The organism is Desulfuromonas sp. AOP6, from assembly GCF_009731355.2.
Classification (GTDB): Bacteria; Desulfobacterota; Desulfuromonadia; order Desulfuromonadales; family SZUA-540; genus SZUA-540.
This window is the reverse complement of the sequence record NZ_AP022810.1, coordinates 2,137,679-2,163,773: the sequence shown is the minus strand read 5'-3', so window position 1 is coordinate 2,163,773 and position 26,095 is coordinate 2,137,679. Positions and strand designations below refer to the sequence as shown.

Annotated in this window: 28 protein-coding genes; all 28 read left to right on the top strand. The window is 51.0% G+C overall.

What is annotated here, in order from left to right:
* The first annotated feature begins 29 nt into the window (after nucleotides 1-29).
* The 28 genes from AOP6_RS10160 to aroQ all read left to right on the top strand — a co-directional run bounded on the left by AOP6_RS10160 (nucleotide 30) and on the right by aroQ (nucleotide 26,078).
* A complete protein-coding gene (locus tag AOP6_RS10160; RefSeq protein WP_155876624.1) occupies nucleotides 30-1,169 on the top strand; it encodes a PilT/PilU family type 4a pilus ATPase in 1,140 nt (379 codons plus the stop codon).
* Between the two features lie 27 nt (nucleotides 1,170-1,196).
* Nucleotides 1,197-2,414 carry a type II secretion system F family protein gene (locus AOP6_RS10155; protein ID WP_155876623.1) on the top strand — a complete coding sequence of 406 codons (1,218 nt, stop codon included), beginning with the start codon at nucleotides 1,197-1,199 and terminating at the stop codon, nucleotides 2,412-2,414.
* A gap of 8 nt (nucleotides 2,415-2,422) precedes the next feature.
* Nucleotides 2,423-4,054 (top strand): ATP-binding protein, encoded by a 1,632-nt coding sequence (locus AOP6_RS10150; RefSeq protein ID WP_155876622.1) that lies wholly within the window; start codon nucleotides 2,423-2,425, stop codon nucleotides 4,052-4,054.
* A gap of 100 nt (nucleotides 4,055-4,154) precedes the next feature.
* The gene (locus tag AOP6_RS10145) at nucleotides 4,155-5,543 is read left to right on the top strand and encodes a sigma-54 dependent transcriptional regulator (RefSeq protein ID WP_155877704.1); all 1,389 of its coding nucleotides are present in this window, start codon (nucleotides 4,155-4,157) and stop codon (nucleotides 5,541-5,543) included.
* A 227-nt stretch (nucleotides 5,544-5,770) separates the two neighbouring features.
* Nucleotides 5,771-6,001, top strand: coding sequence for a prepilin-type N-terminal cleavage/methylation domain-containing protein (locus tag AOP6_RS15350; protein ID WP_155876621.1), 231 nt, complete (start codon nucleotides 5,771-5,773; stop codon nucleotides 5,999-6,001).
* Nucleotides 6,002-6,061: 60 nt separating this feature from the next.
* A complete protein-coding gene (locus tag AOP6_RS10135) occupies nucleotides 6,062-6,448 on the top strand; it encodes a hypothetical protein (RefSeq protein ID WP_155876620.1) in 387 nt (128 codons plus the stop codon).
* Nucleotides 6,449-6,521: 73 nt separating this feature from the next.
* A complete protein-coding gene (locus tag AOP6_RS10130; protein WP_275950966.1) occupies nucleotides 6,522-7,310 on the top strand; it encodes an ABC transporter permease subunit in 789 nt (262 codons plus the stop codon).
* 7 nt (nucleotides 7,311-7,317) lie between these two features.
* Nucleotides 7,318-8,193 (top strand): hypothetical protein, encoded by an 876-nt coding sequence (locus tag AOP6_RS10125; RefSeq protein ID WP_155876619.1) that lies wholly within the window; start codon nucleotides 7,318-7,320, stop codon nucleotides 8,191-8,193.
* A 24-nt stretch (nucleotides 8,194-8,217) separates the two neighbouring features.
* Complete coding sequence (locus AOP6_RS10120) at nucleotides 8,218-9,153, top strand: ABC transporter ATP-binding protein (RefSeq protein ID WP_155876618.1); 936 nt, start codon at nucleotides 8,218-8,220, stop codon at nucleotides 9,151-9,153.
* Entirely contained in the window at nucleotides 9,153-10,904 is a 1,752-nt protein-coding gene (locus tag AOP6_RS10115) for a glycosyltransferase family 39 protein (protein WP_155876617.1), read from the top strand. Before AOP6_RS10120 ends, AOP6_RS10115 begins: the two co-directional genes overlap by 1 nt.
* Nucleotides 10,901-11,755 carry a decaprenyl-phosphate phosphoribosyltransferase gene (locus AOP6_RS10110; RefSeq protein ID WP_155876616.1) on the top strand — a complete coding sequence of 285 codons (855 nt, stop codon included), beginning with the start codon at nucleotides 10,901-10,903 and terminating at the stop codon, nucleotides 11,753-11,755. Before AOP6_RS10115 ends, AOP6_RS10110 begins: the two co-directional genes overlap by 4 nt.
* A 174-nt stretch (nucleotides 11,756-11,929) precedes the next feature.
* Entirely contained in the window at nucleotides 11,930-12,820 is an 891-nt protein-coding gene (locus AOP6_RS10105) for a glycosyltransferase (RefSeq protein ID WP_155876615.1), read from the top strand.
* Between the two features lie 3 nt (nucleotides 12,821-12,823).
* A complete protein-coding gene (tagD, locus tag AOP6_RS10100; RefSeq protein WP_155876614.1) occupies nucleotides 12,824-13,207 on the top strand; it encodes a glycerol-3-phosphate cytidylyltransferase in 384 nt (127 codons plus the stop codon).
* Between the two features lie 9 nt (nucleotides 13,208-13,216).
* Entirely contained in the window at nucleotides 13,217-13,957 is a 741-nt protein-coding gene (locus AOP6_RS10095) for a CDP-alcohol phosphatidyltransferase family protein (RefSeq protein WP_155876613.1), read from the top strand.
* Nucleotides 13,938-14,879, top strand: coding sequence for a class I SAM-dependent methyltransferase (locus AOP6_RS10090; RefSeq protein ID WP_155876612.1), 942 nt, complete (start codon nucleotides 13,938-13,940; stop codon nucleotides 14,877-14,879). The genes AOP6_RS10095 and AOP6_RS10090 overlap by 20 nt, the downstream gene beginning before the upstream one ends.
* Nucleotides 14,880-14,967: 88 nt before the next feature.
* Nucleotides 14,968-15,987 (top strand): glycosyltransferase family 9 protein, encoded by a 1,020-nt coding sequence (locus AOP6_RS10085; protein WP_225897274.1) that lies wholly within the window; start codon nucleotides 14,968-14,970, stop codon nucleotides 15,985-15,987.
* A 40-nt stretch (nucleotides 15,988-16,027) separates the two neighbouring features.
* Nucleotides 16,028-16,798, top strand: a complete 771-nt coding sequence (locus tag AOP6_RS10080) for an A24 family peptidase (RefSeq protein WP_155876610.1) — start codon at nucleotides 16,028-16,030, stop codon at nucleotides 16,796-16,798.
* A gap of 207 nt (nucleotides 16,799-17,005) precedes the next feature.
* Nucleotides 17,006-17,206: a helix-turn-helix transcriptional regulator gene (locus AOP6_RS10075; protein ID WP_155876609.1), complete on the top strand. Its 201-nt coding sequence runs from the start codon at nucleotides 17,006-17,008 to the stop codon at nucleotides 17,204-17,206.
* Nucleotides 17,207-17,290: 84 nt separating this feature from the next.
* A complete protein-coding gene (gene pilM / locus AOP6_RS10070; protein ID WP_155876608.1) occupies nucleotides 17,291-18,349 on the top strand; it encodes a type IV pilus assembly protein PilM in 1,059 nt (352 codons plus the stop codon).
* Nucleotides 18,346-18,909 (top strand): PilN domain-containing protein, encoded by a 564-nt coding sequence (locus AOP6_RS10065; protein ID WP_155876607.1) that lies wholly within the window; start codon nucleotides 18,346-18,348, stop codon nucleotides 18,907-18,909. Before pilM ends, AOP6_RS10065 begins: the two co-directional genes overlap by 4 nt.
* A 12-nt stretch (nucleotides 18,910-18,921) precedes the next feature.
* Nucleotides 18,922-19,515, top strand: a complete 594-nt coding sequence (locus AOP6_RS10060; RefSeq protein WP_155876606.1) for a type 4a pilus biogenesis protein PilO — start codon at nucleotides 18,922-18,924, stop codon at nucleotides 19,513-19,515.
* The gene (locus AOP6_RS10055; RefSeq protein ID WP_155876605.1) at nucleotides 19,515-20,045 is read left to right on the top strand and encodes a pilus assembly protein PilP; all 531 of its coding nucleotides are present in this window, start codon (nucleotides 19,515-19,517) and stop codon (nucleotides 20,043-20,045) included. The genes AOP6_RS10060 and AOP6_RS10055 overlap by 1 nt, the downstream gene beginning before the upstream one ends.
* Before the next feature lie 4 nt (nucleotides 20,046-20,049).
* On the top strand, nucleotides 20,050-22,701 hold the full coding sequence (pilQ, locus tag AOP6_RS10050) for a type IV pilus secretin family protein (protein WP_155876604.1): 2,652 nt from the start codon (nucleotides 20,050-20,052) through the stop codon (nucleotides 22,699-22,701).
* A 91-nt stretch (nucleotides 22,702-22,792) separates the two neighbouring features.
* Nucleotides 22,793-23,338, top strand: a complete 546-nt coding sequence (locus AOP6_RS10045; RefSeq protein ID WP_155876603.1) for a shikimate kinase — start codon at nucleotides 22,793-22,795, stop codon at nucleotides 23,336-23,338.
* Nucleotides 23,331-24,425: a 3-dehydroquinate synthase gene (aroB, locus tag AOP6_RS10040; RefSeq protein WP_225897273.1), complete on the top strand. Its 1,095-nt coding sequence runs from the start codon at nucleotides 23,331-23,333 to the stop codon at nucleotides 24,423-24,425. The genes AOP6_RS10045 and aroB overlap by 8 nt, the downstream gene beginning before the upstream one ends.
* 9 nt (nucleotides 24,426-24,434) lie before the next feature.
* Nucleotides 24,435-25,286, top strand: a complete 852-nt coding sequence (locus AOP6_RS10035; protein ID WP_155876602.1) for a tetratricopeptide repeat protein — start codon at nucleotides 24,435-24,437, stop codon at nucleotides 25,284-25,286.
* Complete coding sequence (locus tag AOP6_RS10030) at nucleotides 25,276-25,635, top strand: roadblock/LC7 domain-containing protein (protein WP_155876601.1); 360 nt, start codon at nucleotides 25,276-25,278, stop codon at nucleotides 25,633-25,635. The genes AOP6_RS10035 and AOP6_RS10030 overlap by 11 nt, the downstream gene beginning before the upstream one ends.
* Before the next feature lie 8 nt (nucleotides 25,636-25,643).
* Complete coding sequence (gene aroQ / locus AOP6_RS10025; protein ID WP_155876600.1) at nucleotides 25,644-26,078, top strand: type II 3-dehydroquinate dehydratase; 435 nt, start codon at nucleotides 25,644-25,646, stop codon at nucleotides 26,076-26,078.
* The last annotated feature ends 17 nt before the right edge of the window (nucleotides 26,079-26,095 follow it).

Here is a 26,095-nt window from a genome sequence, read left to right as displayed (position 1 = left end):
GATACATACCAAAGGAAACGGATCGAATTATGACCAGTGAACAGCAACCCCGTCCCGGAACTCCCAGCATGCACCAATTGCTTAAGGCCATGGTGGATCAGGGCGGTTCCGACCTGCATATTACCACCGGCAGCGCCCCCCAGTGTCGCATCGACGGGCACATGGTGCCGATGAAGCTTCCTCCCATGCAGCCGCCGGAAACCAAGCAACTCTGCTACAGCATCCTCACTGACTCCCAGAAACGCAAGTTCGAGGAAGAAAACGAACTGGACTTTTCCTTCGGCGTCAAAGGGCTGGCCCGATTCCGGGGCAATATCTTTCTGCAAAGAGGCGCCATGGCCGGTGTCTTCCGGCAGATCCCCTATAAAATCATGACCTTTGAAGAGTTGGGGCTGCCACCGGTGGTTCGCACCATTGCCCATAAACCGCGCGGACTGGTGCTGGTTACCGGGCCTACGGGTAGTGGTAAGTCGACGACGCTGGCATCCATCATCGATTCCATCAACAGCGAGCGCCATGAACATATCATTACCGTCGAAGACCCGATCGAATACATCCATCCCCACAAAAAATGCGTGGTCAACCAGCGGGAGGTCGGTTCCGATACCCAGTCCTTCAAAAAGGCTCTCAAGTACATTCTGCGCCAGGACCCCGACGTCGTGCTGCTCGGCGAGCTGCGCGACCTGGAGACTATCGAGGCGGCGCTGACCATCGCCGAAACGGGGCACCTGTGCTTCGCCACCCTGCACACCAACAGTGCCGTACAATCGATTAACCGTATCGTCGACGTCTTTCCCACCAATCAGCAGGCCCAGGTGCGCACCCAGCTTTCCTTCGTGCTTGAAGGGGTTATGTCACAGATCCTGCTGCCCAAAATGTCGGGCAAGGGGCGTGCTCTGGCTTTGGAGGTCATGGTGCCCAATATGGCCATACGGGCCCTCATCCGTGACGACAAGATACATCAGATGTATTCGCAGATGCAGATGGGGCAGGATAAGTTCGGTATGCAGACGATGAATCAATCGTTATTCATGCTCTATCACAAAAAGCAGATTTCCATGGAAATGGCCCTGACGCGTTCTTCCGAACCGGAAGAACTCAAGCAGATGATTGCCAACCCGGCCTCTGTGCTAAAACGGCAGGTGCCGACGGCGCCTGGGCGCGGATAATTCATTTAAAGGAAGAAGAGGGGACTGATGGCAAAATTCTCTTGGGAAGGAAAAACCCGGACCGGCCAGGTACAAAAAGGAGAAATGGAAGCACAGAACGAGGCGGCGGTTACTGCCACCTTGCGTCGTCAGGGGATTACGCCCTCCAACATCAAGGCGCGGGGCAAAGGTCTCGATATGGAGCTGAAAATCCCTGGGTTCGAGCCTAAAATCTCCACCAAGGACCTGGTTGTTTTCACTCGCCAGTTTTCGACCATGATCGACGCCGGCCTGCCCTTGGTTCAGTGCCTCGATATTTTAAGCCGGCAGCAGGACAACAGCACCTTCAAGAAAATCCTGCTTCAGGTCAAAGAAGATGTCGAGTCGGGCTCTACCTTTGCCGAAGCTCTAAAAAAACACCCCAAGGCCTTCGATGAGCTCTATGTCAACCTGGTCGCCGCCGGCGAGGTGGGCGGTATTCTCGATACCATTCTCAACCGGTTGGCGGCTTATATCGAAAAAGCGCTCAAGCTGAAAAAACAGGTCAAGAGCGCCATGACCTACCCGACCACCATCATCGGCATTGCTTTGGTCGTTATCGCCGTCATTCTCATATTCGTCATCCCCGCTTTTGAGAAAATGTTCGCCGATTTTGGTGGATCCCTGCCTGGTCCCACCCAGGTGGTCATCAACCTCAGTAACTTTATCCAGGACTATATTCTGTTTATTATCGCCGCCATTGTGATTTTTATCTGGGGATTCAAGAGAATATACAAGACCGAAGCCGGCCGCAGAAAGATCGATGCCTGGGCGCTCAAACTGCCGGTTATGGGCATTCTCATCCGCAAGGTCGCCGTCGCCAAATTTACCCGCACGCTTGGCACCATGATGTCCAGCGGCGTGCCTATCCTTGATGGGCTGGATATCGTCGCCAAGACTGCCGGCAACAGAACGGTCGAAACTGCCATCTATAAGGTGCGGCAGAGTATCAGTGAAGGCAAGACCATTGCCGAACCCCTTGAGCAATCCGGCGTTTTTCCGCCCATGGTCTGCCAGATGATCGCCGTTGGTGAACAGTCCGGCGCCGTCGATACCATGCTCAACAAGATCGCCGATTTTTACGATGACGAGGTCGATGACGCTGTCGCCAACCTGACGGCGATGATGGAGCCGCTGCTTATGCTCTTTCTCGGCACGACCGTCGGTGGCCTGGTTATCGCCATGTATCTGCCCATATTCAAGCTCGCCGGCACGGTCGGAGGCTAGGTAGGCACTTGGTCGCTTATGATTCGACCGTTGACCGGCCCTTGTCCCTGAGCCGGCGTCAACTGGCTTGGCTGCTTTTTGTCAGAATTTTGGTGACCGCCCTTTTTCTCGGTGGCACTTTGGTTTACCAGATGCGCGGTGGCGTTCCCCAAGGCTCCACCGCGCATACCTATCTTTATCTGCTTTTTGCCGCCACCTTTATTCAGGCTCTTCTCTCTGCTCTGCTGCTGCCCCAGGTCCGTCTTTACCGCCTTTTCCTGCATATCCAGTTTTCCTGGGATCTTCTTTTCTGCACAACCCTCATATACCTCACCGGCGGTATCGACAGTCTTTTTTCTTTTCTCTTTATTCTGGTCATTCTGGGTGCCGGGGTTTTCCTGCCAAGGAAGGACTTGTATATCGTTGCCTCTGCTGCCGCCATTCTGTATGGCAGCCTTCTCGACCTGCAATACTATGGCTATTTGCCTCGTCTCAAAGGGGTGTTTTTTGTCGATTACTATGACGGTGGCGAAGTATTTTTTGCTGTCTTCGTTAATGTCACTGCTTTTTTTCTCACCGCTTTTCTTAGCGGCATTCTGGTCGAACGGCAGCGCCGCAGTCAGCGCGATCTGGCACGACGAGAAATCGACTACGAAGAACTCGAAACCCTTAACAAGGCCATTCTGGCCAATACGCCCAGCGGTCTGATGATTGTCAATGAGCAAGGCAGAATCCGCTCCTTTAATGTTGCCGCTTCCCGTATCACAGGGTTTTCCCTGGCCGATGTCTATAACCGTCCCGTCAGTGAGTTGTTTCCCGATATGCCCCTTCTGCGCGGAGAAGATTTTATTCTCATCAGCCGTGGTGAGGGGACTTTCGTCAGCCCACGAGGCGAAAAACTCATTTTAGGTTACGCCACCTCCCTTCTTGATGGGCCGGACGACAAGACCATCGGGCTCCTGGTGACCTTTCAGGACCTCACCCATCTCAAATCCATGGAAGAAGAGCTCAAGCGCACTGACCGTCTCGCGGCGGTCGGGCGGCTCGCTTCCGGCATGGCTCACGAAATTCGCAATCCTTTGGCGTCGATCAGCGGTTCCGTACAGCTTCTTATGGAAAATCCTTCCATGAACGAAGATGATCGTCGCCTGATGCGCATCGTAGTACGTGAGGCGGATCGCCTTAGCCTGCTGCTTAGCGATTTTCTTGTGTTCGCCCGTCCGGCCAAGCCCCGCAAAGAATCCGTCGACGTATCCTCTCTTCTGGATGACCTTATTGAAATGGCCAGTTGCGACCCGCGCTTTGCCGCCGTCCGCATCTATCGGGACTATCCCGGCGCCTGCCGAATATTTGCCGATCCTCAGCAGTTGCATCAGGCCCTGTGGAATCTCGCGATCAACGGGGCTGAAGCGATGCCCGCCGGGGGAACTCTCCATGTCGGCATCCATCCCGAATTCCATGAAATATACGTGGAAGATTCTGGTCCGGGAATTCCCGAAGAGATACGCAGCCAGATATTCGATCCTTTCTTTACCACCAAGGATCGTGGCACTGGCCTGGGACTTGCCACGGTCCATGCTATCCTGGAGGCCCACGGCGGTAGCCTCGACGTGCGCCATGTCGAACCCCAGGGTACCCGCTTTACCCTCATCCTGCCTTAAGTGACGACGTCTTTTTAACCTGCATGAAACAAAAATTGTCAGTTGCTTGCCAAACCGCTATAATCGGCTACATTGTTGCGAGAAAGGCCGTGAGGTAATCATTTTGAAAAGAGATGCGCACATTCTGGTCGTCGATGACGAAGAAAGCATGCGGGAGTTCCTCTCCATCATGCTTAAAAGAGAGGGCTATGGGGTCAATGTGGCCAGTGATGGCGCTCAGGCGCTGGAGCTGCTCAAGGAAAATAGCTACGATCTGATCATCAGCGATATCCAGATGCCAAGGCTCAGCGGATTTGAACTTTTGGCCCAGGTAATGAGCCGCACTCCCGAAACGGCCATGATCATGGTCACCGCTTTTTCGTCCACCGAACAGGCGGTGGAGGCCATGAAGCAGGGGGCCTACGACTATATCACCAAGCCCTTCAAAAATGAGGAAATCCGCCTCATTGTCAAAAATGCCCTCGAACGCAAACTCTTAAAGCAGGAAAACCAGGAGCTTAAAAAAGAACTCGGGCGGCGTTATTCTTTCGGCAACCTCATTGGCAAAAGTCGTTCCATGCAACAGGTTTACGACCTGATCGCCAAGGTAGCGGCCAGCCGGGCCAACATTCTGGTCACGGGGGAAAGCGGTACAGGCAAGGAACTGGTAGCCCGGGCCCTCCATTACAACAGTGAACGGCATGAGCATCCCTTTGTGCCCATCAACTGCGGCGCCATTCCCGAAAACCTGCTCGAAAGTGAACTCTTCGGCCACGAAAAGGGCTCCTTCACCGGGGCTATTCAGCAGAAACCAGGGCTTTTTGAAGTGGCCAACGGCGGCACGCTCTTTCTTGATGAAATTGGCGAATTGCCCGCCATGATGCAGGTCAAGCTGCTGCGTGTTCTGCAGGAGCGGGAAGTGCGACGCGTTGGCGGTACCCGCGATATCCCCGTCGATGTGCGCGTCGTTGCCGCGACCAATAAAGAGTTGGATACCGAGGTCGCCCAGGGTACTTTTCGCGAAGACCTCTTCTATCGTCTCAACGTTATTCGGCTGGCGCTGCCACCTCTGCGCGACCGTCGGGACGATATCCCCCTGCTGATTGAGCATTTCTACCAGAAACTCACGGGAAAAAAGGGCTTGCATGTCGGTGAGAAAGCCATGCGCCGCCTGCTGGACTACCACTGGCCAGGCAACATCCGTGAACTGGAAAATATCGTCGAACGCTGCCTGGTGCTGGGGCAGGGTGAGGAATTGACGGAAGACTGTCTGCCCGCCAACCTGGCCGCCGATGTCTCTTCCGCCGAAGGAGGGATCACCCAGATTCCGGATACCGGATTGGACATCGATGCCTATCTTGGCGGCATCGAGAAAGATATTTTGCTTAGAGCCCTGGAAAAGACCGGCGGCGTGCGCAAAAAGGCGGCTGAACTGCTCGGCATCTCCTTTCGATCCATCCGGTACCGTCTGGCCAAGTTTGGCATCGACGCGGATGGGGACGAAGAGTGACGATATTTGTCAACGTGGCAGCGTGATTTCTGGGTCTTTGGCTGAAAAACGCATGAAGAAGTTTCCGGTCAGGGATGGGTCCAAGAATAAAATGCAATAAAAACAGGAGTATATTGATAAAAATTTCAGTGTTATCTTTTTGGTATGTGCTTTGCTATGGATAATGTCATCACATGAAGTCAGTGCCGTTTCCGGCATGAAACATCAACCCCGAAAGGAGTACAGACATGCTCAAAAAGTTCAGAAAGAATCAAAAGGGTTTTACCCTGATCGAGCTGCTGATCGTCGTCGCGATCATTGGCATCCTGGCCGCCATTGCTATCCCCCAGTTCGCCTCTTACCGCCAGAAGGCTTACAACAGCGCATCCCAGTCTGACCTGAAGAATATGAAGACTGGCATGGAAGCCTATAACGCTGACAATCAGGAATATCCGATCGATATGGCGTTCGAGCTCTAATTAAAACAGTATTTTTGAAGGTAAACAAATTTTTACACATTATTAATTTGGGAGATATTTATGAAAAAGACATTTGTGTTAACTGCATTTCTTTTGTTGTTTGCAGTGTCTAGCTTTGCTGCAGGAAATGATACATATATTGATGATTTCGCCATTACCGGTGGTACTCTGTATGGCGATGAAGCTGCTGCTGCCACGGCAGCCACCCGTACCTCTATTGGAAAGACATCCACTGGGGTTGCCATTGCTTGGTATTGTGACGCTGGTGGCAATGGTTATGCGATTGCAACACAGCATAAGAGTGGCACCAAAGCTTACGGTACCTCTTATGACAGCACAGCGATTTTCCAGACCCCAGGTTCGGTCGATCCCGGCAATCCGGCTTGGACTGGCGGGGCTTTGAGCGCAACTGATACTACCGACTTCACATCCTGGAATCAGATGTAAATCAGCTACAGCTTTAACTCCAAACGGGATGTTTCGACATCCCGTTTTTTTTATGAGAAATAGATTTCTACTGATGTCGATTGCTATTGTCACATTCAAGGGAATACTCCGTGATCGGGTGCCGCAGGGTATTCTGAGTTGCGCCTTGATTTTCTTGGTGATCCCAGCCATTAGCGCCCTGTCTATGCGGCAGGTCACGGAGTTGTCTTTGACTTTGAGTCTGTCGTTGGTTTCCTTCCTGCTTTTGCTGCTGGCAATATTTCTTGGGTCAGTTTCTCTTTGGCGTGATGTCGAACGGAGATATACCCACGGTGTGTTGACGTTGCCGATCAGCCGAGGGCGTTACGTCGTTGGGCGCTTTGTTGGGATCAGCACATTTTTGTTTGGGACCGTTATCTTCCTGGGGGGGCTGACTTTAGCTGTGGTCGCCTTTGTCTCGGCAACATACGTTCCCGAACGGTCGGTGGCCTGGACGGCAGTGATAGCTGCTCTTGGCTTTGAAATGCTCCAGTGCCTTTTGCTGGTTGGATTCGCTGTTCTCTTTTCTTCCGTCAGTACCTCTTTTTTTCTCCCGGTCTTCGGTACTCTTGCTGTTTACCTGGTTGGTGGCGCATCGCAGCAGGCTTACGATTATGTCCTCTCGCCGGCCGGGCAAACCTTGACACCGCTGGTTCGCCAAGTGGCGGAGGTGCTCTACTACATCCTGCCCAATTTCTCCGCTTTCGATTTAAAGGTTAACGCCATTTATGCCCTGCCTCTCGACCTCAGCGCTATTGCTCTTACCGCCTGCTATGGCCTTCTTTATACAGCTTTTGTCTTGATCCTCGCTGCCGCTATTTATTCGCGGCGGGAACTCGGGTAGGTTGGCCATGAAGCGTTACGTCGCACCCGCTGTCTGTGTGCTGCTCGCTTATTTAGCTCTGCTTGGCCCCTTTACGCGGGCCATGGCGCAGAAACCGTTCGAGGAGAAACTTGGACTGGTTCCCAACCCCAAGGTCCTGCAGGTGCTTTTACCCGACTATCAGGAGATGATGGCAGCTTCGATCATCGGCAAGGTGATCCTCTACTACGGGTCCCTGACCGGGCATCTTGATCAACCCGGCAAGGTTATTTACGCAGCGGATTACCCGGCTATGTCGCGCACTGTTCATGCGGCTTTGCGTCTTGATCCTTACAATATGGATGGGTATTATTTCGGGCAGGCTATTTTGGCTTGGGATGCCCGTCAGTATCAACTGGCTTCCGATCTGCTGGAATACGGCATGCAGCATCGCACCTGGGATTGGCAGTTACCTTTTTTTGCGGGCTTCAATTACGCATATTTCCTCGGTGATAAAGAAAAAGCCGCCCAAATGTATATGCGCGCCGGTGAACTATCTGGTTCGGCACTTTTTAACAAGTTGGCTGGCCGCTATCTGCAGGAATCCGGACAGACCCAGATGGCCATAGATTACCTGCAAACCATGCTGAACAGTGCGCATAATCCTGCTGTCAAAAAATCGCTACAGGTAAGAATCGAGGCTTTTCAGGCGGTTTTACTCATCGAGCAGGCACGTGATCGCTATACGGCGGCCAAGGGGCGGGCGCCTGATACTCTTGAAGCACTTGTCGCAGGTGGTTTTCTTGATACTTTACCCCCGGACCCCTATGGTGGCCGATTCTACCTCGATCAAAACCAGCAAGTTCGCACCACCAGTAAATTCGCTTTCTCCTCGTCCCCCGATTCGCCCGATAATGCGCCCTGACATCTTTCTTTTGGCAAACAGGTTATGGCTTTGAATAAAACATCCTATCCGATTCATATATCAAAACTCAAAAAAACCTATCGGGGCAAGCGAGGCAGGCAGGTCGAAGCTCTTCGTGATCTGTCGTTGGATATCGTACCCGGTGAAGTATTCGGTTTTCTCGGTCCAAATGGAGCAGGCAAGAGCACAACGATAAAGATCCTGATGGGCTTGATTCGTCCGAGTGGCGGGGAGGCCTTACTTTTTGGTGCTCCAGTCAATAATTCAGAGGCTCGGCTCCGTGTCGGGTTTTTGCCTGAAAATCCAGCTTTTTACGATTTTTTGACGGGACGCGAATACCTGGATTTCGTTGGAAAATCTTTTGGTATGACTCGGGACGCCATCAAGTCCCAAGGCGACCGTGTCCTCGACCTCCTTGACCTGACTGCCGCGGCTGGACGTCCTCTGAGAAGCTACAGTAAGGGCATGGTGCAGCGCCTCGGTATTGCCCAAACCCTGCTGCATGACCCCGATCTGTTTATCCTGGATGAGCCGATGAGTGGCCTTGACCCCATTGGCCGGGCTCTGGTCAAAGAAATTATCCTCGATTTAAAGGCGCGGGGGAAAACAGTGTTCTTCAGTACGCATGTGACTGCAGATGTGGAGCGGGTCTGTGATCGTATCGGTGTGATTGTCAACGGTATTTTCCGTGAACAGCGTGTCGTCAGTGAATTGCTTCGAGAAGGGATCGATGGTTACTTCTGCCGGGTGCGGGGATTGGAGTCGGCCAAAATGCAGTCTCTTAAAGGTTCAGACTGTGGCGATGGCGTGTGTGAAGTCTTTGTGCCAAGAGACGGTTTCGATACTTTTTCTGCAGAGCTTCTAGGGCATGGCGGCGCCTTCGACCTTATCGAACCCCGCCGCCGGGATGTGGAAAAATACTTTCTGGATCTGGTCGCCAGGAGCGAAGGAGAGTCCTGATGCGTCTCAGAACCTGGCACTGTCTCTGTCTGATAGGGCTTTTCGTCCTTCTTGCCTACTACCCTACCGTACATGCCGGCTATAATTCGGTCGATGACCTTAAAATGGTCACAAATATCGACCGGGCCGGCCCCTTGGATTTAGAACGACTGGAACGTCTTTTCGTTCGTAGTGGTTCCTACTATTACCGTCCTTTGACCATTCTGACGTACACCCTCGACCGTGATCTTTGGGGCTCTATTCCTTCTTTCATGCATCTGGGGAATATTCTGCTCCATCTGATCAATGCTCTTCTGGTTTTTGCCATCACACGACAACTTTTTAAAGTTTTTAATTACGGTAGCCTGTGGCCCGCTCTTTTTGCTGGTCTCTTTTTTGCTCTTCATCCCCTGGCGACTGAATCCGTGGCCTGGATCAGCGGTCGTACCGATCTGCTGATGAGCGTATTTTTGCTTTTGGCCGTATGGTTAACCCTGTTGGCATTGGAAAGTAAACATCCCGTTGTGATTGCGGGAGCCGGGGTTTCGCTTTTTGTCGCTCCACTCGCGAAAGAAGTGGCCGTCTTCATTTTGCCAGGCATGCTGTGGTTGATTGCCGTTTATCCCGGAGAGGCACGATTGTTCGGCCGCCTGCAGCAGCGCTGGTTGCTTTTGGCCTCAACGCTCGGCAGTATCCTGGCCTATTTCTCTTTACGTGCTTTGGCTATAGAGCGAGATAGCGGCATTAAGACAGCTCTAAAGGGTATTGCGGGGAACGAAGGGCATGGACTTTTTGAATGGCTCGATAAGGTCCGTGTAGCCTTTAAGGTCTATGGTTTTTATTTTAAGAAACTTTTTGTTCCCTGGCCGCTCAACTTTGGGATTGTCGAAATCTCAGGCTGGTACGTTCTGGTTGGTGTTCTGCTGGCCCTGGCTCTTCTCTACCTGGCCTGGCGTGCCGATGTGCTGGGTGCCTTCGGTTTAATGGCCTTTTGCGTGCTGTCGCCCGCCTTGCTGATTGTTTTTGGCAAAATGGCCTGGACTCCCCTGTCTGAACGCTACCTTTACGCTCCTGTGGCCCTCGTTGCACCCTTGGCCGCCAGCTCTGCTATGTATGTTAAAGCCAAAGTCGCCCCTTCCTTCGGGCCGCTTGTAAACATGGTGCTGATTGCTGGGCTCGGTATTTTTTTCAGTACGACCATTCATCGCGCCTGGATTTGGCAGGATAACGTGCGTCTCTATCGTGATACGGTGGCTAAAAGCCCCAATTTCCCTCCCGCGAAGAGTGAACTGGCCTCTGCCCTTTTTAAAACTGGAAGTATTGAAGAAGCAAAAAAAATATTGGGGAGCATGCAGGTGGATGATTCTCCAGCTTCTTATATCAGTGACGATATGAATCTGGCCTATGCACTCGCGGTCGAGGGAAAATTGGATGATGCTCGCCAAATGCTGCTGCCTCTTTTAGAACAAAACCCCAAAAAACGATTTGATGTACTGCAGTCGCTGATCAAAGTCAACGATATGCGCCTGGGTAAGGTAGATACTCCCGAGAGCGAGGCCGCTATTCATAGAGAAAACCTGGATTGGCTTCTGGAACAACAGCGCCTTAAACCTCAAGTTTTTACCCTGTATCGTATTGGAAAGCGGTATCTGGCTTTGGAGGACGAGGCCAGGGCGCTTGACTATTTCAAAAAGGCTTATGCTCAGGCACCTCAAGATGCCCATTATCGTGGGGCTGCAGCCACTCAAATTAGCCGCCTAGAGAGCCGATGAAACTTAAACCGATTCTGCAATTACTGCGGCCCCATCAGTGGCTGAAGAACCTGATGCTGCTCTTTCCCCCTTTTTTGGGGGGAGTCCTTTTTGAACCGGGTGTTTTGCAAAAAGGGATTGTTCCTTTTGTGGCCTTTTGTCTGGCTTCAAGCGGTACGTATGTGTTCAATGACTTACGCGACCGTGAGAAAGACCGCGCCCATCCACGAAAACAGCATCGACCTCTGGCCAGTGGGATAATTTCCGTTCCTGCTGCCATAATTTTGGCGATCCTGCTTTTTGCTGGTGCGATAATCGTGGGATCGAGTGTGTCTTCTGCCTTTTTAATGTGGCTTTTGGCTTATCTGGGTCTGTCCGCAGCCTATTCGATAAAGCTGAAAGATCAACCGATTTTCGATATTTTCTGCATCGCCTCGGGTTTTGTCTTCCGGATTTTTGCAGGTGGTGCTGCTTTCGATGTCAAAGTGTCGGACTGGCTTTTTCTCACCGTGCTGCTGCTGGCCATTTTTCTTAGCTGTGGGAAGCGGCTGGGAGAAAAATACCTGCTGGGAGAATCATCCTCTGAGCATCGAAAGGTTTTAGAGGACTATCCCCCCGGAGTGTTGGAAGGGTACATTTACATATCGGGTGCTGCCGTATTGGTAACCTATACCCTGTATGTCATAACCCGACATCGTCTGATCTACACTGTCCCCCTCTGCTGTTTCGGGTTGTTTCGCTACATTCTCATCGTAAAGCGCGGAAACAGCGGCGACCCTACGGATTCTCTGCTGAAAGATCCGGTCATGTTCCTCGTCGGATTGGCTTGGGTGATCATGGTGGGCTTCGCCATATACATGAAAAGCCTTTGATGATAACGTATTCTGGCAATAAAGACGCAATTTGCGATGCTCATCTGAAGTTAGAATTTATAACGTGAAGTCAAATTGTGTAGCGTCAAACAATAAGGAAATCAAGCTTAGAAGACATATGAAAGCAAACAATTTTATTGTAAAACTAATGTGTTATAAAGAGTGTCTGTTCTAATGAATAATGTGATGTCTGAATCGAAACATTGCCCATTTGTCTCTGTAATAATTCCAACATACTATGATTGGGACAGGCTCAAAATATGTCTTTTAGCATTGTCAAAACAAAGTTATCCTGAAAATTCATTTGAAGTTATTATTGTCAATAACGATCCAGATGATAAATCAGTGGTTCCAGACCTTTTTCCCAATTACATTTTTATCTCTGAATCTAAGCTCGGTTCATACGCTGCCAGGAATGCTGGTGTTATGGTTGCTAGGGGGGACCTGTTCGCTTTTACCGACTCTGATTGCATTCCTCATAAAGACTGGCTGACTAACGGCATTAAGATGTTAGAGGCAGGTGTTTCACGGATTGGTGGTAAGATAGAACTTAATTTCAAATCAAAAAAAAGAACCTGTGCCGAAATTTATGATAAGGCATATGCTTTTCAGCAAGAGAGATATGTGGAAAATATGCAATTTGCCGTTACTGCCAATATGATGAGTTATAAATCTGTGTTTGAAAAAGTTGGCAAATTCAATGAATCTCTTTTGTCATGCGGAGACTTTGAGTGGGGAAAAAGGGCATCTGAGCTTGGATTTTCAATCAAATATTGTGACAATAGTGTAGTGAGTCATCCCGCAAGGAATAATTTTTATGAAATATATTTAAAAAACAGAAGACTTTCTGGGGGGAATTTCTTTTTAAGCAAAAATAAAAGTTTATTTAAGTTTTTATATAATGAAGCATTTGCCCCTTTTTCAGTGCTTTCTAGGCTTTTGAAGCGGGGTGATTTGACTCTCTATGAAAAGTGCGTAGCTTTCTTTTTGGCATTTTTTTTAAAAATAGCCAGATTGTTTGAGATGGTCTGTCTTTCTTTTGGGCGCAAGCCAGAAAGAAAATAATATATGAAAACTGTCCTTACTTACGGTACCTTCGATCTCCTACATGTTGGCCACATCCGGCTTCTAGAGCGCGCAAAGGCCCTTGGAGATTACTTGATTGTTGGCCTTTCCACAGATGAATTTAACGCGGTCAAACACAAAAGTTCTTTCCTGCCCTATGAACAACGTAAGGAAATACTTGAAGCCGTCAAATATGTCGACAAGGTTATTCCCGAATCTACTTGGGACCAGAAAATTTCTGATGTCAAGGAGCATCGAGTCGATGTTTTTGTAATGGGTGATGATTGGACCGGTGAATTTGATTTTTTGAAAATGCACTGTGACGTTGTTTATCTTAAGCGGACCAATGACATTTCAACTTCAATTCTGAAGGGTCGACTTCGGTAGGCGATGAGTATGAATGCTGAAACAATATCCCGTGAGCGTGATCTGATTAACGTGAAGCTCGCCGATACTGCCATGTCCCTTAAGACTTGGTGGGCGCTTCTTTTCATCTACCCGCTGGCCCGTCGCCTGACGGTCCTCATAGTCAATCGTACGCGGCTCACTCCTAACCAAATTACCTTCTTTGCCATGGGGTTGCGCGGAGTTACTCTTCTTTGTTTTTTGCAGGGCGAGCGTTGGGCCCTCATTGGTGGCGCTTTGGCCTACTATCTAGCCTATGTCTGCGACTGCACGGATGGTACGGTCGCCAGAATTACAGGGCAGACCTCTGAACTTGGACGCTATCTTGACCATGTTGCTGATCTTGTCGGTGATGTCGTTATTCTTCTTGTTCTGGCGGGTTCTCAGGGTCTGCTGGGAACGCCGATGATATTCGGCATGATGTTCATGCATGTGGCCGAAAGCTATATCAGCTATCTCAGCGGTTTTGCTATTGCCACCGAGAAAAGTGATAAACCTTCTTTCGCCCTGTTCACCTTGGTGAATCGCTACCGCCGCTGGTGGTTCGACAAGAACATCAAATCCTTCTTCTCTTTTCCGGATTACACAGCGTTTATTTTCGTGCTTTTCCCTCTGCTGGGCAGGCCTGCCGCCGGTCTTCATATTGGTTTTTACCTGCTGTTGTTGATCGTCTTTTATACGGTCTTCTCAACTTTTGTTTCGATACACACCGGTGAGCGCCGCTTCCCCTGAATGGATTTACGATTTGAAATCATTCGACAAGGTTCGTCTTCAGAGCGACCAAGCCTTTTCATGCCCGGTCTGCGCAACGCCGGTCTTCGATATCTCGTACGTCTTTGAGAATGAGGGAAAGAAATCCAATTTCTTTCAATGCCCGGAGTGCAGTTTCTTGTTCGCCCGCCCGATTTTTATTCCCGAACTGGACCATCGGCAGATGGACGGGCTGGAAAACGCCGAGTTGTTCAATTCCCGTATGCTGAAAAGAATCTATGTCCATTATTTCATCAAAAAGGAGATTCGGGCGCTGAGGCGCGTAAAGGGGAAGGGGGCACTGCGTCTTCTGGATATTGGCTGCGGAACCGGTTGGACCACCAAGGTTTATGCCGATCAGGGATTTGAGGTGACGGGGCTGGAACCTTCCAAAGGGCGGGCCGAGTTCGCCCGTGAGAAATACGGCATCGACGTCATTTGCGATTACATTGAAAATGTGGAAATAACGGAGAAGTTCGATGTCGTCGTGCTTCGTCATATCGTCGAACATTTTTCTGCCCCCGGGCTGGTACTGCGCAAAATCCGTGGCTTTCTCAAAGATGATGGGGTGGTTCTGGTTATTGTTCCCAATATCAACTGCCTCGGACGTTATCTATTCGAAACGAAATGGGCCTGGGTTCTTCCTTGGCACTGTAATTTCTTCTCGCCAAAATCATTACAGGCTTTTTTGAATCACGAATATTTCAAAGTCCTTGAGTTTTATCAAACTCCGACTCCTCTGTATTATCCCGGCGCGATCATGCGTGTTTTTCCACATAAGATTGTCAAATGGGTCTTTGGTAAAAATCGCGTTGTCGCCATGATGCTATGTGCTCCTTTAGCGGTTGCTGGAAAGTTAATGGGGATGGGCGATAACCTGAATCTGGTGGCGAAGGTCAAATAGTTTGGACACTATGCCACTAAAAAAAGTTGATACATTTCTAGGGTCTTGGCTCTGCAGGCTTTTGCCAAAACCCAAGGCGCCAGGCGCCTTGCATGACACATTGCAGAATGTCTTATTTATTCGCCCTGGCGGTATCGGCGATGCCGTCCACCTTATTCCGTCCATCCAGGCGCTGAAACGCGCCTATCCTGCCGCAACAGTCGACATTCTGGCAGAACAGCGCAATGCCGCTGTTTTTGCCTTGTGTCCTCAGGTTAACCACGTGTTCCACTACGATAGGCCTGCAGAGTTTTTCAGTGTCATGCGTCGTCGCTATGACGCCATCATCGATACTGAGCAGTGGCACAGGCTTTCCGCGATTGTCGCTCGTTTGATCCGCTCGAATTTCAAGGTCGGCTTCGCTACCAACGAACGACAGCGGATGTTTACCCACCCGGTGGCGTACTCCCACGACGATTATGAGTTGGAGAGCTTCGCCCACCTTCTTGGTCCTCTCGACATTTCTCGCATTCCCGTTGGCAACAAGTCTTTTCTTTCTGTCCCAACGGTCGCTGCCGACCGCGTTCAGGAACTGCTTGCCGGCATGGGCGAACCCATCGTCACCCTCTTCCCCAGTGCCAGTATCCCCGAGCGCCGATGGGGAACGGAACGGTTCAGGGAATTAGCCGGGCGCTTGCTCCGTGCGGGGATGAATGTCGTCGTCGTGGGGGGAGGGGAGGATCGCGGAGCAGGGGAGGAGATCGTCAAACAGGGTGGGCTCAATCTGGCGGGACGAACGACTCTTGCGGAAACAGCAGCCATCCTGCAACGCAGTACCCTGCTAGTCAGCGGTGATTCAGGTGTGCTGCATTTGGGCGTGGGGTTGGGGATCTCGACCCTGTCCCTCTTCGGTCCCGGCATTTCAGCCAAATGGGCACCCAAAGGGGAACATCATCGCGTTATCAATCTCAGTCTTGACTGTTCTCCCTGCACCCGTTTCGGCACGACGCCGCCCTGTCTTTTAGAAGCTCGTTGTATTAAAGATATCAGCGTCGACGAGGTGTGGTCCTCCGTCAATCATCTACTGGAGAGAGGTCTTTCGGCTCGCTCAACCGGGAGGCCGTCTTAACTTTTCACGCGACAGTGAGTCTTCGCTTTTGGGAGTTCCCATGCCATACCCCTTTTTGATCTTTGCTTTTATCCTTGGTGCCGTCATCGGCTCTTTTCTCAATGTATGCATATATCGCGTTCCAGCGGGAGAGTCCGTTATTTCACCGCCATCCCGTTGCCCCAAATGCGATGCCGGCATCCGCTGGTACCAGAATGTTCCTGTTTTGAGCTGGATTTTTTTGCGAGGACGCTGCGCCTCATGCAAAGCGCCTATTTCCTTGCGTTATCCCGCCGTGGAGGCGCTCACCGGCGGGCTTTTTGTGCTGGTGTTGTGGACTTTTGGATTTCAGGCCGCCACCCTCGTTTACTGGCTCTTCGCCGCTGCGCTGGTGGTCATCACCTTTATAGACCTCGATCACCAGATCATTCCCGACGTCATCAGTCTGCCTGGGATACCGGTGGGATTTGCGTGTTCTTTTTTCGTTCCCTGGCTTAGTTGGACCGACTCGCTGCTGGGCATTCTGATTGGCGGCGGCAGCCTGTATCTGGTGGCTTTCCTCTACGAACTGCTGACCAAAAAGGAAGGTATGGGCGGCGGCGATATCAAGCTGCTCGCCCTGATCGGTGCCTTTCTGGGCTGGAAGGCGGTTTTCCCCGTCATTTTTTTCAGCTCTCTCCTCGGAACCCTGGTGGGCGTGCCGGTGATGCTGGCACAAAAAGCCGACAGCCGTCTGGCCATTCCTTTCGGCCCTTTTCTGGCCCTGGGAGCTTTGATTTATCTCTTTTGGGGCTATGCAATCATCTCCTGGTACCTTTCCCTTTTTGCCTGATCTGACTTTCCAGTCTAAAAAAAATGTCATTATTGCCCCCTATATCTTGTGATGCCGATCGGGGTTAATGGCCCTATCTTGTGTTTTAAGTCTATTTAACTATAAAAAACAATATGTTATAGAAATATAGTTCTTGACAGGTGTTTTTACTGAAATATAATTATGCACAATTTGCATAACTATCATGTCGGATGGGAGTTGTTCTGGATGGCCGGAAACCGTGTAAAGGATATTCGTGAATCCTTGCTTATGAGTAAGGCAGAGCTGGCACGTAAGGCTGGGGTGTCACCTTTGACGGTGGATCGCATTGAGCGTGGCGAGGCCTGCCGAATGGCCACCATGCGCAAGATCATCCTGGCGCTGGGATTGCCCCTGTCGGAAAAGGAAAAGATCTTTCCCGAAGATTAGAAGTCACTGGCATATACCTTGCTTTCTATGACGGTGGTTTAATGTGGTGAAAAAGTCAGTCAACCTTTTTACGGGGATGAATTCATGTTGTTCAGGTCAAATAAGGATTTGATTGGTGTCGATATCGGATCCAGTTCTGTAAAGCTGGTGCAGTTGCGAGAGTCCAAGGGTGGTTTTCACCTGGTGACTTTCGGGATGACCGAATTGCCTCCGGAAGTCATCGTCGATAATGCCATTATGGATTCGGCGGCATTGGCGGATACGATCCGTGGTCTGGTGGAAAGCCTCAAGATCAAGACAAAAAATGTCGCCACCTCGGTCTCCGGCCATTCGGTTATCATCCGTAAGATACAGTTGCCGCTCATGACAGAAGATGAGCTGGAGGCTTCGATTCAATGGGAGGCTGAGCAGTATATTCCTTTTGAAGTCTCCGAGGTCAACCTCGACTTCCATATTCTTGGAGCGGACGCCAATGATCCTTCCATTATGAACGTCACTCTGGTGGCTGCCAAAAAGGATATGGTCAACGATTATGTCGCCGTGTTCAATGAATGCGGTCTGACACCGATTGTCGTGGATGTCGATTGTTTCGCCCTTGAGAATGCCTTTGAGTCTTGTCGTGGTTTTGATGATGACGAGGTGATTGCCCTGATCAACATGGGGGCCAGCGCCATGAACGTGAATATCCTCAAGGCGGGCAATACGGTGTTTACCCGTGACGTTCAGGTCGGTGGCAATATGGTCAACGACGAGATTCAAAAACGCCTCGGTCTCAATAGCGAGGACAGTGAGCGGGCAAAGCTTGGCGAGGATGTCGAGGGCGCCGATGCCGGTTCCGTTCAGGAGGTCGTGGCTTCTGCGTCGGAGAGCCTGGCCCAGGAAGTGCAGCGTTCTCTCGATTTCTTCTCGGCGACTTCGGCAGATGAAAAGGTTCACAAGGTTTTTATTACGGGAGGTGTGGCCAAGACTCCTGAAATTAAAGGGATGCTGGAAAAGCGTCTCGGTATTGCCGTGGAAGTATTTAATCCTTTTGAGCAGATGGTTGTCGATAGTAAGGAATTTGACCCTGAATACATCCAGAATGTCGGCCCTTTGTTTACCGTAGGGGTTGGCCTGGCGATGAGGAGGGCGGGGGATAAATGATACGGATCAACCTGTTACCCGTAAAGGCCGCAAGAAAGAAGGAGATAGTCAAGGGGCAGCTGGCCATACTCGGCGTGGCTTTGCTCATTGCCTTGCTGGCCTGTGGTGGGCTTTATGCCATGGTTTCTTCGAAGGTTAGCGACGAAAAGGAATTGATCTCCAAAAAAGAGGCAGAAATTGCCTCCTTGAAAAAGAAAATCGGCGAGGTGGCCGAATTCAAGAAGCGACAGCAGGAGTTGCGGGAGAAACTTGAAATACTGGATAAACTCAGCGACGGAAAGACCGGGCCTGTGCGTCTTCTCGATGAGTTGAGTCTATCTATTCCTGAAAAAATGTGGATCATAAGCTATTCGGAATCAAACGGCAGTATTGTTATGAGCGGGATCAGTCTTACGGAAGAGACCGTGGCGCAATTTATGCGAAAGCTTGAATCCTCTGATTACTATCAAAATGTGGAGCTGAGGGTTGTGGAGCAGACTCGCAACAAGGAAAATGTGCTGCACAAGTTTGAGATCTCCTGCAGAGCACAGATGCCCGCCAAACAATCTCCCGCGAAATGAGGTGCGTAGACCATGAATCCTCGCGTTGAAAAACTTCTGAAGCTCCCTCTCTACCAGAGAATTCTTATTCTGGCAGGGCTTGTGGCAATCGTTGTCGCTCTCTTTGTGTACTCGCTGTATCTTCCCAAGCAGGAAGAGCTCCGCAATCTGCAGAAAAAGAGTGCATCTCTTGAATCCAAACTGCAGGAAGACCGGCGTATAGCCAATAACCTTCCCAAGTTCAAGGCTGAGTTCGAGAAAATGTCGGAGCAGCTGCAGGCGGCTCTGACCCAACTCCCCAACCAGAAGGAAATTCCCAGCCTCCTTTCGAGCATTGCCTCTCTGGCCAATGACCAGGGTTTGGAGGTTCTTCGGTTCAAACCGGGCAAAGAGGTCTCCCGCGGATTTTATGCCGATGTCCCCGTAGAGTTGAAACTGGTCGGCTCCTTTCACCAGGTGGCCTCTTTCTTCTATGAGGTTGGCCAATTGCCTCGCATTGTCAATATCGGAAATGTAAAGCTTTCAGCCGGTAAGGGTAATCTGCTGTCAGTTGATTGTATGGCGACGACATTCCGGTTTGTGGATCAACCCGCAGCGCAATCTGATAAAAAGAAGAGGAAGAGATAATGATGCGCAGACTCTTTTTGCCATTGCTGACAATTGTGCTGGCCGTGGGTTTGCTTAGTGGGTGTGGTGCTGACAACGACACGACTAAGACCGCCCCCAAGCAGAAAAAACCTGTCACCAAGGCTCAGGTTAAACCCAAGGAAGCGGCTGCTCCTGAAGAGGAGGTCAAAGAGGTTCCCCAGTATGTCTATACGGCAGAGGGGAAGCGGGATCCCTTTCAGGCTGTTGTTCAGGTTAAGAGAGTTTCCATGGAAGCCCCTGAGCAATTGACCCCTTTGCAGAAATTCGATTTGTCTCAACTTAAATTGATCGGGATTATTCTAGGCAAGGGTGATCCTGTTGCCATGGTCATCGCACCAGATCAGAAATCCTATATCCTTAAAAAAGGAGTTAAGGTGGGTCGTAACGGGGGCGTGGTGACCTCGGTAAAGAAAGACGCCGTCGTGATTCTTGAAACCTATCTGGATATGATGGGTAAGGAACAGCAGAGTGAACAAAAAATCCAACTTCCGCAGAGGGAAGGAGTCTAACGATATGAAGCGAATGTTATTTGGGGGTCTGTGTTTTAAAATGGGCAAGATTAGCCTTTCCGCTGTCTTTGCAGTGTTCTTCCTTCTGGTCGGATACGCCGGTGCTGTCGACAAGCCTTCAACTACCTCTGGAAACCGGCTTATCGACGTTCAGGTGCAGGAAGCCAATGGCCTGCCCGTGGTGGAGTTGATTACCGAAAAGCCGGTCGAATACCGCTACACGGTCTATGAATCTTTTGACCCCGTGCGGGTAGTCATTGATTTTCCCGGCATGGATGTTTCGGCTGTCTCTCCTTTGATTGCTGTCAATCAATCCCCCCTTAAGGAAGTCAAGGCGTCAACAACGACGCTTCCTTCAGGTAAGCTGGGGCGAGTTGAACTGGTTTTGTCCAAGCCGTCAGGCTATGATGTTTCTTTGGTCAAGGAGTGCTTTACTCTGACCTTCAGGGGATCAGCCGAGCCGAAGACGGTGGCTGCCGCACCTGCAGCAAGGGTTGCCCCGGCGGTAAAGAAGGTTGTTGCTCCAGCTCCCGTTGCAGGAAAGTTGATTTCTTCGGTCGAGGTAAGCCCAGGTAAGGCGACTTTCAGCCTGGCCGAAGGGACCCCGGCTTTCAAGTATTTTACTCTTAAAACACCATCCCGCCTGGTCGTTGACCTTCTACAGGTCAAGCCCGGCTTTACTGAAAAATCTTTTCCTGCCCAAGACGGTTTTGACAAGGTAAGGGTTGGTGCCTACCCCGATAAAACCCGTTTTGTCTTCGATGCTTCTGGCGAGTCTCTTCCTTCTTTTGAAGTCGACAGTGTTGAGAACAAGGTGTTTGTTACCTGGAACGCCGCTGGTCAGGTGAAGGATGCGACCAAGCTACCCGTAGAGGCTATGGTGCCGGTTGGGACTACGGCTCCTGCTGCCGAGGTGGTTTCTGCTCCCGAACCTGTCGCTTCTGCCTCTTCCCCTGCTGTTGATGTCGAGGCTTTGGATTTCAGTGCTGAAAATGGTCGATCTGTCTTTACTATAAGTCTTTCTGCCCCGGCAACGATTAGCCAACCCCAGCAGAAAGGGGATGTGGTTCTTTTCGATGTCAAAAACGCCGACATCAGTCGCAGTCTGCGTCGTGTTTTTGACGCTTCCGCCTTCCCAAGTGCGGTCAAACTCATCACACCTTACACGGTTCAGGAAAAAGCTGGTCAGACAGTTCGTTTCGCAGCTGAACTTAAAGGCGCTGTTCCCTATGAACTGAAGGCCGAGGGCAAACAGGTTCGGCTGATCGTGCAAGATGGCATCTACGCCGAAGCGCCTGCTGCTCCCCTGGAGACGGTCAGCCTCGCTGTGTCGGCTGCGACGGAAACCCCTGCGGTTACGGCTGTGGCGACCCCAGAGGCAGGTGGTGTGACCCCCGTTCAGGACGTCGCCCTGTCTGAAGAAAGCCCGACAACCCTTTCTGCCGTGGTCAAGCCTCAATATTCCGGTGAAAAGGTAACCCTCGTTTTTGATGATGCTGATATTCGAAGAATTCTTCAGTTGATCGCCGAGGTAAGCGATCTGAATATCATTGTCGGTGAAGAAGTCAAAGGCAACATCAGCCTGCGTCTTATCGATGTTCCCTGGGATCAGGCCCTGGATCTGGTGCTTGAAATCAAGGAGCTGGGCATGATCCAGGAAGGCAACGTGGTTCGTATTCTGCCCAAAGGCAAAATCCGCTCCATGGATGAAGCCAAGCTGACCGCCGCCCGCACCAAAGAACAACTCGAAGATCTGGTGACTGAGGTGATCAGTGTCAGTTACACGGATCTGAAAAACGTCTCAGCCCCCGCGCGTGAGCTGCTTACTGAGCGCGGAAAAATTACCGAAGATTCTCGCAATAAGCAGATTATCGTCAGTGATGTCGCTTCCCGCATTGTCGAAGTGAAAAAACTGATCAGGATTCTTGATACCCCAGAGAAACAGGTCATGATCGAGGCCAGAATTGTCGAAGCCAACTCCAACTTTGGCCGTGACCTCGGTATCAACTGGGGGGTCAGTTACACTGGTGACGGCGATAACTACCTTGATCCGGCTCTTGGCAATCTCGCCGGTGGCGGTAGTTTCTTGCTCCCGTCTACGGTCGGCACCCCAGGACTCGGAGGTAACTTCCGGTTCGGCAATGTTGGTATCGATTCCACGATTCTTGATTTGAGACTGGCTGCCTCGGAAACACGGGGGCAGAGCAAGGTTATCTCCAAGCCGCGGGTGACGACACTCAACGGTGAGGAAGCCACGATCTCCCAGGGAACGCAGATACCTTATCAGTCCGTTGGTGATGCTGGAACCCGAACCGAGTTCGTCGATGCGACCCTCGAATTGCAGGTAAAACCCATCATCAACCCTGACAATACCGTTATCCTTGAAATCAAGGCATCCAATAATACTCCGACGACTGTGGCTGGAGCGACCGCGCCCGCTATCGATAAAAAAGAGGCGGAAACCAAGTTGCTTCTCAAGGATGGCGAGACGACCGTTCTTGGTGGCATTTTTGTAGAAAATGAGTCCTACAGCTCGCAGGGGGTGCCTATTCTCATGCACATCCCGGTGCTGGGACACTTGTTCAAGTCGACGAACAAGTCCAATGATCGTCGCGAACTGCTTGTTTTTATTACGCCGAGGATTATCTCCGAATAAGGTGGGCTTCGGTCATGCCGTGCAAAAAAGGACAGGGTGACCTGTCCTTTTTTGTGTAAAAAGCCGGTAGGGGGCGAAGTCGAAGAGGGCTATGACAGAAAACTTTGTGTCTGGTGAAAAGCGAGGTCATCTTATTCTTGTCGGCTTTATGGGGGCGGGAAAAACGACGGTAGGCCGAGCTTTGGCTGCTTTGACCGGGCGGCAGTTTATCGACCTCGACGGCTGGATTGAAGAAAAGGCCGGAACTTCGATCAAAAACATATTCAGTGACAAAGGAGAAGAATACTTCAGAGCGCTCGAAAGTGAAGCGCTGGCGGCTATGATGCAAAGAACGCATTGTATTGTGGCCACCGGTGGCGGTATAGTGGGGCGCGCCAAGAACTGGGAGTTGATGCGGCGCCTGGGTACTGTCGTCTATCTTGAGAATGACTGGGAAACCATTGTCTCCAGGATTGCTGCTTGCCCCGATCGTCCGCTGGTCACCGGCAAGGCTCTTGAAGAGGTACAGGCTCTTTTTGAACGAAGGCGACCGTTATACGAAACGGCCGATCTTTGTGTGCCCGTTACAAATCAAGACCCCGCAGAAGTCGCGCTCACCATCGTCGAGATGCTCTCAAGGGAGACACATCGTGCCTGAAAAAATTGTCGTTGGGCTTGGAGAGCGAAGCTACCCAATCTGGATTGGACAGGGAATCCTCGACCAATTAGGTGCGGCCATGGCCGCGGTTTCCTTTCCGCGGAAAGTTGCCATTGTCAGCAATCCTACGGTCTATGGATTATACGGTCAGCGTGTTACGGATATTCTGGCGGCCCAAAAGTTCTCTCCGACCTCGATTCTTATTAACGATGGGGAAGAATTTAAAAACTTTTCTTCGTTGCAGCAAATTTATGACGCGCTTATCGACAAAGGGTTCGACCGTTCCTCCGGGCTGCTTGCCCTCGGGGGGGGGGTTATTGGTGATATTACCGGCTTTGCCGCAGCCACCTATCTTCGCGGAATTCCTTTTGTTCAGGTCCCAACCACGTTGCTTTCCCAGGTTGACAGCTCTGTCGGAGGGAAAACGGCCATCAATCATCCCTTGGGCAAGAACCTGATTGGGTCCTTCTATCAGCCTGTTCACGTTCATATTGATGTGGAAACTCTTGTCACCTTGCCTGATCGTGAGTTTTCGGCGGGACTGGCCGAGGTTGTCAAATACGGTGTCATACGCGATGACACGTTTTTTGAATGGCTCTATTCTCACGGAAGCAGGCTTTTAAAACAGGATCCCCAGGCCCTCGTTCATGCCGTAAAGAGGTCTTGCCAAATCAAGGCGGATGTTGTAGAAGTTGATGAAAAAGAAAGCTCTCTAAGGGCTATACTCAATTTTGGACACACGTTCGGACATGCGGTTGAAACGCTGACGGGGTATGGCAGGTATCGCCATGGGGAAGCGGTTTCGATCGGAATGGTTTTCGCGTCCGAGGTTGCCATGTCGCTCGGGCTCTGCTCCAGTCAGGACGTGCAGTCTATTAAAAACCTGTTGGTTGGGTTCAGACTGCCAGTCTCCTTCCCGTCATTTTCAATCGAACAATATCTCCAAGCCATGGGACGGGACAAGAAGGTCAAACAGGGAGTTCTGCGCATGGTGCTCAACAAGGGAATCGGGGACTGTCTGGTTAGAGATATCCCTGACCCGGAAGCGCTTTTCGCCCCTCTTTTGAACAACTTGTCAGAAGGTTAGGTATCGCGCATGTCAAATAGCTCTCCCGCCTCCACCCTTCTTGGTAAAATAGCCACCTACACTGAAATTTTGTCTCGTGACCCGAAGTCCACGGTCTTTGTTCCTCTGGCCGAGGCGTACCGAAATATGGGTCTGCTTGACGACGCCCTGGATATTGCTGTGAAGGGAACCCATTCCCAGCCCTTTTATCCTCCCGGCTTTCTTGCCCTGGGTCGTATTCAGGTCGAGAAAAGACAATTTGCGGATGCGCTGCAATCCTTCGAAAAGGTTTTAACTACCGAGCCTGAAAACAGCGAGGCTCTCAAAGAACTTGCGCGGACCTGCAGACTCATGGATCGGGATGACCTCGCCCTGCAGTGGCTGCAAAAAGCAGCTGCTCTGGTCGCTGAGGATGACGAGATCAAAATACAGCTCGAAGAACTGACGGGAGAGGGAGGAGATACTAACCCTTCCAGGATAGAACCATCCCCCATGGCAACCCCTGTATCAACTGAAAGTGCTACCGATCGTGGAGTGGCACCGATCACCACAGCTACCATCGCTGAAATCTACATTCGGCAGGGATTTCTGCGTCGAGCCCTGAAGGTCTATCGGGATTTGTTGCGTGCAGATGACCACAATGACGCTGTCAGACAGAAACTCGTGGCTTTGAAACAGAGCATTTTGGAAGCGGAAGGGGGCTCTGGTGGCAGTAACGATCTTGAGACGCCTTTCGATGCTGCGGTTGCGTCCGCCAAGCCTGCCGAGCCACCGAAATCTTTGCCGGCCCCCGTTGTCGAGAATTCGCCGCCTCCTGATATGCTCGTGATCCTGAATGGCTGGCTTGAATCCATCCACAGGAGGAAAATGGATGTTCGCTAAAATGCTGCAGGAAATTGTGGAGAAGACCTCCGGCGGCGTGGGCGCCGTCCTTATGGGATACGACGGCATTGCCATCGACCAGTATTTTCAGCCCGTTGATGATGTCGACCTGCAGCTGGTTTCGGTGGAATATGCCAATATCCTCAAAGAAATCAGAAAAACCATTGATGTACTTGGCACCGGGGCCATGGAAGAAGTGGCTATCAGGACCTCACGGTTTTATGTCATTTTGCGCGCTCTTGGGCCCGAATATTTTGTGGCGCTGACGGTAAGATCTGATGGCAACTTTGGCAAAGGGCGCTATCTCCTCATGAAAGAGGCACCCCGGTTTTTGGATGCACTTCAATAAGGCCCGTTATGACCTTTCTTGTATTGCATGGTCCCAATCTCAATCTTCTTGGCACCCGTGAACCTGAAGTGTATGGTCATGAGACTCTTGATGATATTAATCGTCAGTTGGCAGCTCTCGGTCGGGAATTAGGCGTTACCCTCTTGTTTTTCCAATCAAATCATGAAGGTGCTCTTATCGACCGTATCCACGCTGCCCGGAACGAAGGTGTTGCCGGGATGGTCATCAATCCGGGAGGGCTGACCCATACCAGTGTAGCGCTTCGCGATGCCATTGCGGGGGTTGCCATTCCCACGGTGGAGGTTCATCTCTCCAATGTGCATGCGCGTGAAGAGTTCAGGCGGCACTCGTATGTGGCTCCTGTCGTCCTTGGGCAGATTGCCGGCCTTGGGACCTTTGGCTACCAATTGGCGATTCGTGGTCTTTTAGCGAGACTGAAATAGATAGTTATTGAGGGTAA

Bases quoted from the DNA above. Each gene is read 5' to 3' on its own strand.
- pilQ (WP_155876604.1), top strand. From the start codon at position 20,050: ATGAAGCGAATGTTATTTGGGGGTCTGTGTTTTAAAATGGGCAAGATT.
- AOP6_RS10095 (WP_155876613.1), top strand. From the start codon at position 13,217: ATGAATGCTGAAACAATATCCCGTGAGCGTGATCTGATTAACGTGAAG.
- tagD (WP_155876614.1), top strand. From the start codon at position 12,824: ATGAAAACTGTCCTTACTTACGGTACCTTCGATCTCCTACATGTTGGC.
- AOP6_RS10110 (WP_155876616.1), top strand. From the start codon at position 10,901: ATGAAACTTAAACCGATTCTGCAATTACTGCGGCCCCATCAGTGGCTG.
- AOP6_RS10030 (WP_155876601.1), top strand. From the start codon at position 25,276: ATGTTCGCTAAAATGCTGCAGGAAATTGTGGAGAAGACCTCCGGCGGC.
- AOP6_RS10125 (WP_155876619.1), top strand. From the start codon at position 7,318: ATGAAGCGTTACGTCGCACCCGCTGTCTGTGTGCTGCTCGCTTATTTA.
- aroQ (WP_155876600.1), top strand. From the start codon at position 25,644: ATGACCTTTCTTGTATTGCATGGTCCCAATCTCAATCTTCTTGGCACC.
- AOP6_RS10155 (WP_155876623.1), top strand. From the start codon at position 1,197: ATGGCAAAATTCTCTTGGGAAGGAAAAACCCGGACCGGCCAGGTACAA.
- AOP6_RS10060 (WP_155876606.1), top strand. From the start codon at position 18,922: ATGAATCCTCGCGTTGAAAAACTTCTGAAGCTCCCTCTCTACCAGAGA.
- AOP6_RS10080 (WP_155876610.1), top strand. From the start codon at position 16,028: ATGCCATACCCCTTTTTGATCTTTGCTTTTATCCTTGGTGCCGTCATC.
- AOP6_RS10135 (WP_155876620.1), top strand. From the start codon at position 6,062: ATGAAAAAGACATTTGTGTTAACTGCATTTCTTTTGTTGTTTGCAGTG.
- AOP6_RS10035 (WP_155876602.1), top strand. From the start codon at position 24,435: ATGTCAAATAGCTCTCCCGCCTCCACCCTTCTTGGTAAAATAGCCACC.
- AOP6_RS10065 (WP_155876607.1), top strand. From the start codon at position 18,346: ATGATACGGATCAACCTGTTACCCGTAAAGGCCGCAAGAAAGAAGGAG.
- pilM (WP_155876608.1), top strand. From the start codon at position 17,291: ATGTTGTTCAGGTCAAATAAGGATTTGATTGGTGTCGATATCGGATCC.
- AOP6_RS10105 (WP_155876615.1), top strand. From the start codon at position 11,930: ATGAATAATGTGATGTCTGAATCGAAACATTGCCCATTTGTCTCTGTA.
- AOP6_RS10160 (WP_155876624.1), top strand. From the start codon at position 30: ATGACCAGTGAACAGCAACCCCGTCCCGGAACTCCCAGCATGCACCAA.
- AOP6_RS10130 (WP_275950966.1), top strand. From the start codon at position 6,522: ATGTCGATTGCTATTGTCACATTCAAGGGAATACTCCGTGATCGGGTG.
- AOP6_RS15350 (WP_155876621.1), top strand. From the start codon at position 5,771: ATGCTCAAAAAGTTCAGAAAGAATCAAAAGGGTTTTACCCTGATCGAG.
- AOP6_RS10075 (WP_155876609.1), top strand. From the start codon at position 17,006: ATGGCCGGAAACCGTGTAAAGGATATTCGTGAATCCTTGCTTATGAGT.
- AOP6_RS10115 (WP_155876617.1), top strand. From the start codon at position 9,153: ATGCGTCTCAGAACCTGGCACTGTCTCTGTCTGATAGGGCTTTTCGTC.
- AOP6_RS10055 (WP_155876605.1), top strand. From the start codon at position 19,515: ATGATGCGCAGACTCTTTTTGCCATTGCTGACAATTGTGCTGGCCGTG.
- AOP6_RS10120 (WP_155876618.1), top strand. From the start codon at position 8,218: ATGGCTTTGAATAAAACATCCTATCCGATTCATATATCAAAACTCAAA.
- AOP6_RS10045 (WP_155876603.1), top strand. From the start codon at position 22,793: ATGACAGAAAACTTTGTGTCTGGTGAAAAGCGAGGTCATCTTATTCTT.